11 protein-coding genes are annotated in these 13,734 nt (G+C 60.9%); 3 read left to right on the top strand and 8 right to left on the bottom strand.

Going from position 1 to position 13,734, the window contains the following annotated elements:
- Positions 1-203: 203 nt before the first annotated feature.
- From ACIU1A_RS19725 to ACIU1A_RS19695, 7 genes are read right to left on the bottom strand one after another with little or no spacing between them, the layout of a single operon-like run.
- Complete coding sequence (locus ACIU1A_RS19725; protein WP_140498449.1) at positions 204-1,298, bottom strand: NeuD/PglB/VioB family sugar acetyltransferase; 1,095 nt, start codon at positions 1,296-1,298, stop codon at positions 204-206.
- Positions 1,267-2,235 (bottom strand): alpha-ketoacid dehydrogenase subunit beta, encoded by a 969-nt coding sequence (locus ACIU1A_RS19720; protein ID WP_404925063.1) that lies wholly within the window; start codon positions 2,233-2,235, stop codon positions 1,267-1,269. Before ACIU1A_RS19720 ends, ACIU1A_RS19725 begins: the two co-directional genes overlap by 32 nt.
- Before the next feature lie 3 nt (positions 2,236-2,238).
- Entirely contained in the window at positions 2,239-3,249 is a 1,011-nt protein-coding gene (locus ACIU1A_RS19715) for a thiamine pyrophosphate-dependent dehydrogenase E1 component subunit alpha (RefSeq protein ID WP_140498447.1), read from the bottom strand.
- A complete protein-coding gene (locus ACIU1A_RS19710; RefSeq protein ID WP_404925062.1) occupies positions 3,246-4,421 on the bottom strand; it encodes a DegT/DnrJ/EryC1/StrS family aminotransferase in 1,176 nt (391 codons plus the stop codon). The genes ACIU1A_RS19715 and ACIU1A_RS19710 overlap by 4 nt, the downstream gene beginning before the upstream one ends.
- A gap of 22 nt (positions 4,422-4,443) precedes the next feature.
- A complete protein-coding gene (locus ACIU1A_RS19705; RefSeq protein WP_404925061.1) occupies positions 4,444-5,121 on the bottom strand; it encodes a PIG-L deacetylase family protein in 678 nt (225 codons plus the stop codon).
- A complete protein-coding gene (locus ACIU1A_RS19700) occupies positions 5,118-5,780 on the bottom strand; it encodes a sugar transferase (protein ID WP_140513509.1) in 663 nt (220 codons plus the stop codon). The genes ACIU1A_RS19705 and ACIU1A_RS19700 overlap by 4 nt, the downstream gene beginning before the upstream one ends.
- Positions 5,777-7,138, bottom strand: coding sequence for a polysaccharide biosynthesis/export family protein (locus ACIU1A_RS19695; RefSeq protein WP_404925060.1), 1,362 nt, complete (start codon positions 7,136-7,138; stop codon positions 5,777-5,779). The genes ACIU1A_RS19700 and ACIU1A_RS19695 overlap by 4 nt, the downstream gene beginning before the upstream one ends.
- Before the next feature lie 218 nt (positions 7,139-7,356).
- Between ACIU1A_RS19695 and ACIU1A_RS19690 the strand changes: the two genes are divergently transcribed.
- The gene (locus ACIU1A_RS19690) at positions 7,357-8,502 is read left to right on the top strand and encodes a glycosyltransferase (protein ID WP_404925059.1); all 1,146 of its coding nucleotides are present in this window, start codon (positions 7,357-7,359) and stop codon (positions 8,500-8,502) included.
- A 66-nt stretch (positions 8,503-8,568) separates the two neighbouring features.
- Positions 8,569-9,699: a glycosyltransferase family 4 protein gene (locus ACIU1A_RS19685; RefSeq protein WP_404925058.1), complete on the top strand. Its 1,131-nt coding sequence runs from the start codon at positions 8,569-8,571 to the stop codon at positions 9,697-9,699.
- Between the two features lie 36 nt (positions 9,700-9,735).
- On the opposite strand, the gene ACIU1A_RS19680 is transcribed toward ACIU1A_RS19685, so the two are convergent.
- Positions 9,736-12,033, bottom strand: coding sequence for a polysaccharide biosynthesis tyrosine autokinase (locus ACIU1A_RS19680; RefSeq protein WP_140581298.1), 2,298 nt, complete (start codon positions 12,031-12,033; stop codon positions 9,736-9,738).
- Positions 12,034-12,312: 279 nt separating this feature from the next.
- Between ACIU1A_RS19680 and ACIU1A_RS19675 the strand changes: the two genes are divergently transcribed.
- The gene (locus tag ACIU1A_RS19675; protein ID WP_404925057.1) at positions 12,313-13,653 is read left to right on the top strand and encodes an O-antigen ligase family protein; all 1,341 of its coding nucleotides are present in this window, start codon (positions 12,313-12,315) and stop codon (positions 13,651-13,653) included.
- The last annotated feature ends 81 nt before the right edge of the window (positions 13,654-13,734 follow it).

Genomic DNA, 13,734 nt, shown 5'->3' with positions numbered 1-13,734 from the left:
GGATGACTAACAGCCGCATTGCGGGACTGATTTAACCCAGGCCCGATGCTAATTGCGGGCGACCGCTGGACCGCAACCGAAGCGCGGCTTGACTGACACCGATCGGAAGTGGCGAGCCCTCGGCCGCTGCGACGAGAGCCGCCCCGTCGAACCGCCCCGCCACGTCCCTTTCCCGAGCCGGAGATCGCCTTGGGCGACATGCATTAGCGGAGATGGCGGCGGCCCTGCGCGTCGACGATGGTGTTGTCTGCGACATTGGCGCTGATGTGCGCGCCGTTGTGGATCAGGCAGTCGGCGCCGATCTGGACGCCCAGGAGCACCGTTGCGCCCATTCCCACGACGGTCAAAGCTCCGATGCCCACTCCGCCGGCTATGATAGCGCCTGGTGTCAGGTGCGCATTGTCCTGAACGACGCTGTCGTGGCAGACTATAGTCCCCTGATTGACGATGACGTTGTTACCGATCGTACAGCGCGGACCGATGCTCGCGCCGGCCAGAATATGGCAGCCATGTCCAATCCTGGTCGCCTTGGAGACGATCGCGGAAGGATGGATCACAGGCGGCAGAACGAAGCCCATTGCGGTGGCGCGTTCATACATTGCCCGCCTCACCTGGCTTGACTGGGCGCCTCCGATGCCGATGAAAGCATAGCGCGTGCCCTCGGCAAGCAAACGCTCCAGGCAGTCTTCCGTGCCGATCACCGAAATACCGCCGCAGACGTGGTGGCCGGCGGGCAACGCTTGATCGGTGCAGCCCAGGATATCGTATCCGGCACCATCGAGAGCATCGATCAAACAGGCGGCGTGGCCGCCGCCGCCGATGATGACGGCCCGCCTGGAGAAAGCGACGGAACTCGGCTCGCCCGGTTCGGCTCTCTTGGCGGCGGATCGGCGACCGGCAGCAGCGCGCACCTCGGCTTCGCCAATGCGGCCATTGGACGGAATGACGTCCGCAAGGTTGACCCCGAGCTCGGATGCGGCCTTGCGGGCTTTAGCCGTTATCGCGACTTCGCTGGCCCCGACATCGGCCGCGCTGGTCTCCCCGACAACGACATTCGAATTTTCGTCGATGATTTTGCAAAGCGTTGCGCCGACAGGAACGAAGTCACCGACCTTGATGTCCAGCAGGCCGACAGTTCCTGCCTCCGGAGCATCTACCTCGACTGCGGCCTTGGTGGTCTCAAGCACGAAAAGAATGGTGCCTTGTTCGACCCTTTCACCTTGTGCGACCCGAATCTCGATGAGCTGGAGATTGTCCTCGTTGGCGTTAACCCGCGGGGCTTCGACAAGCACGGTCATGTACGCTTAGCCTTTCTGGAACAGGTCGATGCAGGCCGCCTGGATGGCGTTCACACCCGGCAGCAGATCGTCCTCCCAGTCGCGGCTTGAGGGAATGGGGTGATCGGGCCCGGTCAATGCGCTGAAGTGCCTGACCCGGCCGATCAGCGCGCGCACACTCCGACGCGAAGCCCCAGCCGGGAGAGCCTTCCTCCACCGCGACCACACGCGTGCAGTTGCCGACCTGGCTTCGGACCTCATCGCCAGGGAAGGGCGACAGCTGTTCGACGGCCACCACGGTGGTCGCGATTTCCTCCTCTTGCGCGAGTTTCTTTGCGGCCGCGACAGCGTGCTCGACGCAACCCCCATATGTCAGGATCACGACATCTGCATCCGCCGGGCGTGGAAGCGCGTCGGGTCCGAGCACGGGCCTGGAATACATCACCTTGTTTTCGATGATCAGGTGAGGGGATCGCGACGCGAAGGCCCGATGCAGAAGCGTGCCAGGATCGGCATACTCGTGAGTGGCAAGCACCGTCAGCCCGGGCACGCCGCAAAAATGCTTTTCCAGACTTTGCGAGTGCGTCGGCCCATAGCCGCGCCGTCCGCCCATGGGAGCGCGGATGATGACGGGGACCTCAACCTGGTCGTTGTACATCCAGCGGAACTTGGCGACGTGATTGATGATCTGGTCGGCAGCAAGGGCTATGAAGTCTCCGAACATGAGTTCGACGATCACAGGCCGGCCTTTGATGGCCATGCCTGCCGCCATGCCAACAATGCCGCCTTCGCTGATCGGCGTGGTCCAGACACGGTCCTTATAGGCTGACGAAAGACCCTTGGTGACTTTGAAGGCGCCACCGTAGGGGTCAAGGACATCCTCACCCAAAATCACCAGACGGAGATCGGCTCCCATGAGATCGTGTAGCGCGCGATTGATCGATTCGACGACACGCATGGATCACCCTCGCGCCAAGGCGGCCGCGGCGGCGGATTCGACCGCGCGGTCCACGACATTCAGGCAGTAGGCGTCAATCTCATCGGCGTTCGCAACACGCCGGCGCATCGGGGGTATGGGATCTCTGGCTCGAGCTTGCTCAAGACGCTCCGCCGGCCTCGTATCATCTCCCTTGCTGTGTGGGCCGATCCGTTCGGTTCGCAAGTAGAGCCAGCAGGGGCGGGATTCGGCGCGTACATAGCCTACGGCTTCTTGGGCGAGCTCATATATCGCGATCGGATCGTTGCCGTCATAGGCGAATGTGCGGACGCCGAACGGCTCGGCCCTGGCGACGATCGAACCGGAGACGGTCAGATGCTTGGGCGTCGTCTGGGCGATCTCGTTGTCCTCGATCACAAAGACCACCGGGGCGGCGAAAACAGACGCAAGGTTCAGGCTCTCGTATACGGCTCCCTCGCCCATCGTGCCGTCGCCGAGGAACACCACTGCGACGGCGCCCTCGTCCTTTCGCGCCAGCGCACTACCAACTGCGACGGGTGCGATGCCTCCTTGGATGCCATTGGAGTGGAAGTTGCGGAAGCACAGGTGCTGGCTGCCGCCGCGTCCGCCGCAAATGCCGGTTACACGCCCCATGATCTCGGCTATCAGGCCTTCGACTTCGCCCGAATAGGCAATGAAATGACCATGGCAGCGGTGGTTGCTCCAGACAATGTCGCGGTCCCGGTCAAGAGCGTTTATCACGCCAACCGCATTGGCTTCCTGTCCAATGGACGTGTGCGTCGTGCCGAACAGGAGACCTTGGGAAAAAAGATCGAGCAAGCGCTCCTCCACGAGCCGGATGAGCATCATCTGCTGATAAAATCGAACCGCGGCTGGCAGTTCGAATCCGAGCAAACCACGCTCTGTAGGGGCAAGGGTGAGGTTCCGCGCTGCTGACGACGTCACTATCTGCAGCTCTGCCAGAGAAGACGCTAGAACGGTTTCATCCTTCCTGATCGCGCGTTCCTTTGTCATGCTGCCTCGAGCTGGCGCGAAGCCGTAACAAGGATTGACCGCGCCGTCGACGCGGCAGCCATGGTCTCCTCGGTCGTCCAGGACGGGTCGACCAGAAAAGCCATACTCGTTTCACCGAGCTGCCGTGCGATCGGCAGACGTTCGGGCGGCGCTACCCCGGCGTCCGCGAAGGCATGTTCAAGATAGATCTCAGAGCAGCTTCCCGAGAAGCATGGGACGCCGGCCGCATTGATAGCCGCAATCAACTCGTCGCGCGACCATCCGGGGGACAGCATCTCGGGCTTGATATAGAAATAGCATCGGTACCAGGCATGCTTATGCTCCGAACCGAGCTGGGGTGCGTGCAGCATCGGCAATTCAGCAAGCGTCCTCATCCAGATGCTGGCATTTCGCTCGCGTTGGCGAGTCCAATCGGGCAGGCGTTCGAGCTGCCGCAAGCCAAGCACTGCCTGGATTGATGTCATGCGCCAGTTGGTGCCGATGTTGTCATGCAGCCAGCGAAACCCTGTCGCCCTATGGGGGGCAAAGACCAGATCGTAGTTCTTGCCGTGGTCCTTGAGGCTCCAGGCAGCGAGCCACAATTTCTTATCGTCCATTGCGACAAGCCCACCTTCGCCGCCCGTCGTGATGATCTTGTCCTGGCAGAACGAGAACGCCGCTATGTCGCCGAAGGAGCCAATCGGTCGTCCGTTGTATTCGGCTCCATGCGCCTGGGCGCAATCTTCAATGACTTTTATGCCGCTGCGCTTTGCGAGTTCCATGATCGGCGCCATATCGCATGGCCAGCCGGCAATATGCACGACGATCACTGCCTTCGTTCGAGCCGTTATCTTCGGCGCAATCGTCTCGGCGGAAAGGTTGCCCGAACTCGGGTCGACATCCGCGAAAACAGGCGTGGCGCCGGCAAACATGACGCAGGCGGCGGAGGCGACGAAACTGCGGGGCGTGACGATCACCTCGTCGCCGGCGCCGATGTGGAGGATCTTCATCGCAAGATCCAGCGCGAGCGAGCCGTTGGCCAGCGCCACCGCGTGACGTCGGCCGAGGCTGCGCGCATAGGCGCGTTCGAAGGTCTTCACATGGTCGCCGGTCCAGGCGTTCACCTGGCCGGATCGCAAAACCTCTACCACATCGGTTATTTGTTCTTCGTCGTAGATTGGCCAGCGTTTCATCGCAGAATACTCCAGCTAGGATTCAAATGACGTTTCGCAGAAGGACAAAGGCCTCGGCCGCCCTCAGATGGGCGGCGGTGCCCCTGACGATCGCAAGCGCCCGCAAGGTTTCGATCGAACGCTCATGCGGGAAATCTCTGATCTGTGAGGCGAACATCGACGCAGCTTCGAGCTTGCGGTCCAGCGTCGATGCGATGTCTATGAAGACGTTCGGCACGAAGCTCGGCGTCACATAGGGGGCATTCCAGTTCGTTTCGGAGACGGTCTCGTAAGCCATGATCGTCCGCGGATATTGAGATTGGGTCGGGCGAGCCGCTACCAGCGATGACAGGAAGATCAGCTGGTGGTCCATGTGCACATCACCGACGAAGGGAATGAGCAACGTATTCGGCACGACATCCCGCAACAGGGTCAGCAGCGCCCTGTTGAGCGTCGCGTGCGGCGTCTCGGCGATCTGCGCTGCCGGCAGATCAAGCCAATGCGTCTGTTGCACGCCCAAACAGGCATGCGCCGCCTTGGCCTCGCTGCGAACCCGTTCCGTCATCTCCTCTGTGAAGGCGGGCGGGCTGCCTCGCGTAACCACTGCGACATGAACTTCTGCACCTTGCGCAGCCATCCGGGCTATCGTGCCGCCACACCCCAGGACCTCATCATCGGGATGCGGTGCGATCACCAGAAGTCGACCGAGTGCTGGGTTCATGGCCGGACCGTCCCGGCGGGCATAGCCTTCAAAGCATGGTCGACATGGCGGCGGTCGACGCGTTCGCCCAACAGTGCCACTTGGACAGTCAGAACCAGTATGTGCAGATCGAGCCACAGGCTGCGGTTGCGCACATACCAGAGGTCGAGCGCCAGCTTTTCGCTGTTGGTGAGGCGGGTATTGCCGTTCACCTGTGCCCATCCGGACAGGCCGGGGCGGACCGTGCCACGAATACGCCCCAGCTCGCCGAATTCGGCGATGGTGGCCGGGAGCAACGGACGGGGCCCCATGAAGGCCATGTCCCCCCTGGCGATCGAGAGAAGCTGCGGCAGCTCATCGATGCGGACGGAGCGCATCAGCCGCGTGGCCGGCGTCTCACGCAAGGCGTCGGGGAGCAGCATGCCATTTCCGTCTCGCCCTTCGTGCATCGTACGAAACTTGCAGATCACGAACGGGCGACCTTCCAGCCCGCTGCGAGACTGGCGGAAAAACAATGGACGGCCGACACTAACCCAGACAATGGCAGCAGCCACGAGCCATAGCGGCAGGCTGAGAACCAAAAGGATCACCGCTGCGATACGGCTTGGTATGGCCCGGCCAAGCGGAACGCGCGCAGTCCAGCCGCCGGAACGTGCTGTTGGGGTGCTGAGGCCGATCATTGCGACGGTCCGACCTGGACGGAAGAGGTCGTCGCCAAGGCATTGGCTGAACGGCTTGTCGTGTCCTGGGCGCTATCCAGGCGGTTTATTGACACAAGGATCGTATCTCCGGCCGCAACCGGATCGTCGAGGGTCGCCACCTTTGTGGCGGTCTGGCCATTTACCTTGCGGCGGATCTGGTAGGTGAACGTGATGGAGTTGTTGCTGCGTGTCTGCTCCGCGGCCAGCGAGCTCAACAGCAGGATCTGTTCCTCGGTCGATTCTCGAACCGCGATCAGGCGCTCGATTTCAGAGTTGTGGGCCTGGAGATCCGTCAACGCCGTGTGTGTCCAGGTCTGGGTGGCGTCATCCAGGTCGCGCTGCAACTGGCTCAATTCGCGGCGCACCGTTGATGCCTGATTGTAGATTTCAAGCAGATGGGATTGCTGCGTGGTCGCTTCGCGCTCGGCGTTCGAGAGGTCTGTGATTGTGACGAGACCTTTCTTGTTGAGGCCCCTGATGCGATCGAGATCCGCCTGTGCCGAAGCGATCACCGTCTTTTGTATGTCCGAAAGCTGTTGAACATTGGCGAGGGCAACATTTACTTCTTCGATCCCCGCCGAGAGCTGCTTGCGACGTGTCGTCAGCGCATGTTGATCTGCTTCAAGGATGCGCTGCTCGGTAGGAAGCAGCGTCGCGAGCAGGTTGGCGTTCATGAGGCCCTTGATCTTGGCAGGCAGATCCAGTTCCGAGATCTTGTCGCTGTTTGCCAATTGGGCCTTGATGCGTGCAGCGGCGACCGCCTCCTTGGCGATCTCCACCACGCTTTCATCAAGGGCTCCGCGCAACCGGGCGCGTGTTACGACGCGATCCTCCGCCGTGGCTCCCCCGGTCGACTGGCCGCCCGCAAGCGCCACCGCCTGCTCCACGTTCAGTGCCGGCTGGTAAGGAAACGAGCCCGGCGCCTTTACATCCCCAAGGACGAAGATCGGGCGGAAGCTCACCACCGCAAGAGCTATATGCGGGTCATTGAAGAGTTCACGCTCGATGAATGCCTTACGGATCCGACTCAAGGCATCGGGCACCGTGAGGCCGCCGACTTCAAAGCTGCCGATCAGCGGAATGTTGATCGCGCCATCGCTGGCGACCGTGAGTTGTTCGGCGGGAAGCGCGTCGTCGATGAAGTCAAACGACACCACATCGCCGACCGAAACCTTGTAGTCATCGTCCGCCGCGGCCCAGGCATCAAGCTGGGAAATCAGAATCGCTGCAACCGCAAGGATCGCAATACTGGCGGATCCCAGTGCTTTCGCAAGGAATGTACTGGTCCACGCGCCTGTCGATCGCCTGCTCCGCGCCGCATTGCAATAAGATGCCATGGAAGCCCACCATAGAATTTTCCTGCAAAGACCCTAGCGACACCTGCGCGAGGACAATGAGTCATACCTTTGGTGGAGCGGTGACAACCTTCGGTCTGGTTCCCACCTAATTTGGCTAACTGGATGTCGACTGCAACCAACGTATGGTGCGGCTGGATACTGTCGGACGATTGAATGCTTCCTCAGGGCGGAGCGTTGCAGACAGCTGGGAAGCTTGCGTGCACACAAGTGTTCTTCACACCATTACCAGTCTCGACGTTGGCGGCGCTCAGGTCATGCTTGCCCGTTTTCTTGGCCAGGTCGACCAAAATCGCTTCTCGACTTCAGTTCTGTCCCTGCTTTCACCCGGTCCGGTGGCCGCAAACGTAGAATATACAAGATCGGGGCTCGTTTCGCTCGGCATGACGGAACGGCCGCGACCGCGCGATGTCGTTCGGCTGACGCGGTCGATAAGACGGGCGGCCCCCGATCTTCTTCACGGATGGATGTATCACGGCAACGTCGCGGCAACGCTCGGCTCGATGCTAGGGCTCAATTTCTCGCCGGTCATCTGGAGCATCCATCACACGGTTCGAGATCTCGCCGACGAGAAACCGTTGACGCGTCAATTGATACGGCTCTCGGCCCGCCTGTCGAGGCGCACCAGCGCGATCTCATATTGCTCGCGCGTCGCCGCCGATGATCACGAGCGCCTGGGCTTTGATCCGCGCCGGAGGGTGGTTATCCCGAACGGGACGGATTGCGATCAATTTTCCCCCTCGGCCGACGCCGGTGCGAAGCTGCGCCGCCTGTTCGGCTTGCCGCCCGGACGGCTGATGATCGGCCATGTGGCACGCTTCCATCCCATGAAGGACCAGGTTAGCCTGGTCCGCGCCATCAGCCGGCTCCTGGAACAGGGATACGACGTTCAGGGCATATTTATCGGGGAGGGACATGCCGACGGCCCGGTGCGGCGCACCGCCCGTGAGCTCGGCATAGACGACCGCATTACCACGCCGGGCATCCGCGCTGACATCGCCGACCTCATGCCGGGCTTCGACGTCTACGCGCTTTGCTCGGCTTGGGGCGAGGCATTTTCCCTTGCCGTAGGCGAGGCGATGGCCAGCGGCGTGCCGGCGGTGGTTACCGCGGTCGGCGACTCCGGCTGGCTGGTCGGCGACAGCGGCGTGGTCGTTCCACCGGGAGATAGTGAAGCTCTGGCCGCCGGATTGATCAGGCTTGTCAGCCTTGAACCGGCCGAGCGCCGCGCCTTGGGTCAACAAGCGCGTCGTCGCGTCATGGAGAACTTCTCGCTTTCCCTTTACGTCGGCAGGCACCTGGAACTCTACGAAGCAGCTCTAGGGCGTCGTCGCCATATCCGATAGGAGCGGCTGGTGGTTGCTGTGCACATGAATGGTCGAGATTCTCCTCGCGCCCCTGTGGACTATGCGATGCGCCGCAAGCGCATCGTCGTCATTGCGAGCCTGACGCGTTCGCTTGTCAACTTTCGTCTCGAATTGTTGAAGGCCATGGTCGCTGCGGGGCATGATGTCATTGCGCTCGCCCCCGATGAAGATGAGCGGGCGATCGCCGGTCTCAAGGCAATTGGCGTGACCTTCCGACAGATTCCGATGGCCAGGACGGGTACCAGTCCGCTGGCCGATTTGCGAACGCTCAAGGCGCTTTACAAGCTCATCCGCGGCTTGGCGCCCGAAATCATCCTGGCGTATACGATGAAGCCGATCATCTATGGTGGATTGGCTGCCCGCCTTGCCCGTGTACCGCGCCGGTTTGCGCTCTTTACAGGCTTCGGCTTCATATTCAGCGGCAGCATGACGGGACTGCGCGCAACCATTTTGCGCCGGTTGAGTATTGGTCTCTACCGCTCGGCTCTGGTCGGCTGCGAAGCAGTTTTCGCTTACAATGACGCCGACGCTTCCGACATCCGGCGCCATGGGATGGTTTCTGCGACGACGCCGGTGATCATGATCCCGGGTTCAGGAGTGGACCTGACACTGTTTGCCGCAAGCCCCCCACCTTCAGGGCCTCCCGTCTTCCTTCTGATCGCCCGCTTGCTTCGCGAAAAGGGAATTGCCGAGTTTGCTGCCGCCGCGCGTATCCTGAAGACCAAGTACCGCGCTGCACGCTTTCAGATTCTCGGGCCCTTCGATCCCAGTCCCCTCTCCATCTCGAAAGCCGAAATGGACCAGTGGACCAAGGAAGGCGCCGTTGAATATCTCGGCGAAACACACGACGTCGGTCCCTATTTGACCGCGTCCACCGTGTTCGTGTTGCCGTCCTATTACAGGGAGGGCATTCCCCGCAGCGCGCTGGAAGCCTTGTCGACCGGTCGGCCGATAATCACGACCAACGCCCCTGGCTGTCAAGAAACGGTGATCGAGGGCGAGAACGGTTTCCGGGTCGAGCCGCGAGACGTGGAAGCTCTCGCCTCGGCGCAGCGGGCTTTTCTCGAGGATGAGGAACTCGCCGCAAAGATGGGCGCCAACTCAAGAAAGCTCGCGGAAGACCGGTTCGATGTTCACAAGGTGAACCAAACCCTGCTCGAGGCGATGGGGATATAGTCGGCCGCGCCTGATCGGCCGCGCGGCCGATGGCGGTCAAGCAGGAAAATAACGACGAATCTGCTGCCGTTTCAAATAGGCTTTCCGCAGGGCACCACGGGCCTGTCGGAAGGGGTCGACGCGGTTGAACACCCAGCCGATCGATGGACCGCCGGCGAACCGCAGGCGCTCGACAACCTGGGAGAGAGCCTCTTGCGTGGTGTTGTCGCACGCGGCCACGACCACGACGGTATCCACCGAGGCGGCAATCCTGATTGCGTCTTCGACGACGAGCACAGGCGGCGCGTCGATGATCACCACGTCGTATTCGAGCCGGAACGCCTCCAGCAATTTCGCGAATTGGCTGGAATTGAGGAATTCAGGCAAGGTCTGGTCGTCGGCAGATGGCGCCAGCACATCCAGTCGCGGAACTTCAGGAAGCGTCTGAACGATCTCTGCCAGGGTGCAACCACCATGTAGGTAGTCGTTGAGTGTCTTGTCGGCGGGCCCAAACTGCATGGCGCTATGGATGCTGCGGGTTCGCAAATCCAGATCAATCAGCGCTGTCAGGGCGCCGTCCATTCCAGCTGCCACGGCGAGGCCCATGGCCGTCGTTGTCTTGCCTTCCTGTGGTAGTCCTGAGCTGACCAGGATCACCTGTTTGCTCCGGCCACCGTTCATCCGGGTGCATGCCATGTACAGCGACCGGAAGGCATCGGAGAAGGCCGACCGTGGTTGCGACAACAAGGTTTCAAGAGGGGGCGTGGCGCGTTGCAGGAATTTCTTGGGCAGTTGCGGAATCGACGCCAGCAGTGGCGCACGGATAAGCTTCGATACCCGTTGTGACTCGCGTATTCTCACATCCATGCTTTCAAGCGTCAGCACAAGGATCAGGGCTAGGATCAGCGACGCGGCGAAACCGCCTGCCGTCATCAAACGAAGTTTGGGAAAGGAAGGGCTCGTCGGAATCTCGGCGGCGGAAACCGTCCGCACGCCGGGCTCGACCGCCTCGGAAAACGGATCGAGGCTGCCAAGCCTGCCTGATACGAGGTCGTAGAGCTTCTGCTCGGTCGACAATTGGTTGTTCAGTTCCCGAAGCTTCGCTTCCGCCAGGCTCCTTTGCCGCAGTTGCTCGTTGGACTCCTCCAAAGTCTTCGCGAGTTGGTTGACCCTGCCTTCGTTGACGCGGACGTCGTTTTCCAGGATTGCGATCGTACGCAGCATCTCCTGAGAGATCATCGCGCGGACGGCCGCTACTTTTGCATCCGCCTCCTGGACCAAGGGATGATTGCGCCCGTAGTTGCTGGCCAGTTGCGCGCGATCCCTCATCGCCGTCGCTTCGTCGTTGCGCAGGGACGTCAGGAAGTCCGATGAGAGCAGGGGATCGACGTTGGCGCCCGCGTCGCCGGTCTTGGCCGCCAGCCTGACCTGGGCGAGGCGCGCCTGCGCTTGCGTGTATTCACCTCTGGCGGTGCTGAGCTGCTCGTTGCTTTGCTGGATCGAGGCGCGCAGCAGATCATCGCGCGGATCGCTGGATACACCGTGTTCTCGCGCATACTGGGCGATCTGGCCTTCTATGGCGGCTATCCGTGACGCAAGCTCCGTCGATTGCTGCCTCAGAAAGCTAACGGCGTCCTTGATGTCCTGCCGCTTGTTGTCCCGGGACCATTCCACGAACAGTTTGGCCGTCGCATTGGCTATCAGGGCCGCCCTCGACGCGTCGTCATTGAAAAAGGAGATCGTCATCGCCGAGCTCTCTCCGGACCGGTCAACCGAAACGCTCGACAGATACGATGAAATCGCCCGATCTTGCTGAACCCCCTTCGATGGCAGCGACGCGGGATCCTGCGGGTCGGCGCCGGCGACAAGGCTCCATAGCGCTCGCGGTATCGAGACGATCAAGCCGACGGCCTGTGACAGCAGTCCAGGGCCCGAATCCGAAGGGGAAGCTCGGCTCGCGGCTGGTTTCAGATAGGTGTTGAAGTCCGGGTCCTTGATGAGGTCCAGTCTGTCGACGACCAGGCTGGCAAAGACACGAGAGGTGATCAGATCCGCCTCGGTGTCCATTCGCGACTTGTCGGGCTGTTGATTAGGCTGCGCTTGTGCGGTGTCGAGAGGATTGGGATCGTCGGATTCGACAACGATCATCGAACGAGCGGTGTACGTCTTGGGAAGTTCCACAGCCGTGATGAGCGCGAGAGCGGTGCCGGTAGTCACGACCGCAAGGATCAAGGGGAGGCGCCTTCGGAAAAGCGTGTAGAGCTCGCGCGGGCCGAAAGTGCGTTCCTTCGACGGCTCGATCGGCTCTTGAAGGAATGGTTCCAGACGGCTCCACACGCTGTTGTCGTCTATCAAGCTCACAGATCCCGCCCCTTTTTGTTTGTCTTCGACTGGTCCAAGCCGGCCCTGCCACATCGGACCTGGAGGCTACCCAACATCGAATTCGCGACTTACCGCGACGACAGTTTTAACATGGTTGCGCGGCCGCAATCGCGCTCAAGAGGCTTAGCCGCAAAGGCGACATCATCCAAAAGGATAGCGTAACCGGCCCGGGCCCTATCTTGGCAGATAGGCTGAACTGCAGGCCCAATGAGGGCTGGCGAAAAGGACTCTCAAGCAGATTCAGGAGTGAGGATGAACTACGCCAGGGCTCCTCGCCATTATTGGACAAGGCCCGGCCCCAAACCGGCCGTCACATCGTTGCCAGAGGTAGCCGGGAGACTCGGGCTCTGGTTCGCCGTGGCGTCCGTCTTTCTCACGCCCTTCAATATTCTTCGGTTTGATGCATTCTATTTTACCATCAGCGACGGCTTCGCTCTCGCGGCCGTATTCGCAGCCATACTCGGGAAATCCTTTTCGATCTCTCCCTTGGGCGCGGGGACGTTTCTATGGAACATCGGCATCGCCCTACTATGCGGGATGCTGCTGCTAAGCAGTCTGATCCACGGAGATCCGCAGCGAGGCTTCATCATCTCGGCGCAATATCTGTACGCCTACTTTCTCCTGGCCTTCATGATCGTGTCGAGGCCCTGGGCCGAAATCGTTCTCTTGATGAAATCATTTCTTTGCTCGATCGCCGTGATGTGTCTGCAGGGGATAGTGATAATCGACATCCTCAAGCAACGCGGCACCGTCTTTGTCAGCGGCAATGGTCGTTTTCAGGGTTGGGTGGAACGCGAGAATGAATGCGCAACGCTGATAGCGCTCTCTGTCCCGCTAATGTTGTGGCTGGTGGCGTCAGGCTGCATAAGGCCTCGCTGGCTTTGGGTCGGACTGCCGCTTTTTGGCTATGGCATTATTTTGACGGGATCCAATACCGGCCTGATCGGCCTTGTCTTTGCGGTCACCATCTTCGTAGTCGCGACGGGCTCGTGGCGCCGCATCATTTCTTTAGCGGTGACCTCGCTCGCCGCATTCTTCATTGCCGTTACCTGGGGCCGCGACTTCTTGCCCGAGGTCTTCCAACACCGCGTGCTGAATGCGCTGCAGAATGGTGACCTCGATGAGGCTGGCACGTTTGCAGACCGTATGCGGCTCATCCATGAGGCCATTGGCAAAGCGGACAATAATTCACTGCTTGGTATCGGTGCCGACCAGTATCGGCAGGTCAGCGAATTGCACGCCCCGGTCCACAACACCTACCTCCTCATATGGGTCGAGGCAGGGCTGCCCGGATTTATCGGTTTTCTGCTCCTGCTCGTGGCAGGCATCACCATCGCCATCCTTGCCGCTCGGAGTCGTGAAGGCAAGGTATCCGCCATTTGCACGGCGACGACAGTTCTCCTCTTCGCGGCGCTGGCCAATGCGCTACCGCATCTTTACAGTCGTTTCTTTCTCGTGCCTCTGCTGCTTGGAATGGCGCCCAGTGTTGCGATTTTGCGCGACGGCCCAGCTTCAAGAACGGTCACGCGCTTTCTTCGCGGTACTCGCTCCAAGTACGGTCGTTCGCGGCCTTTCCTACGCAGGCGGATCTAAGGGGCCCACCAGCCGAGCTTTCCAGCTTCTACAAAGGCTAAAAAAATCGGCGCACCCGGAAGATCTGGTCAGAGTCTCCCC

It is taken from the genome of Mesorhizobium maamorense, from assembly GCF_044998965.1.
GTDB lineage: Bacteria > Pseudomonadota > Alphaproteobacteria > Rhizobiales > Rhizobiaceae > Mesorhizobium.
The sequence above is the reverse complement of the archived record's forward strand: the minus strand, read 5'-3'. Positions and strand labels throughout refer to the sequence as shown.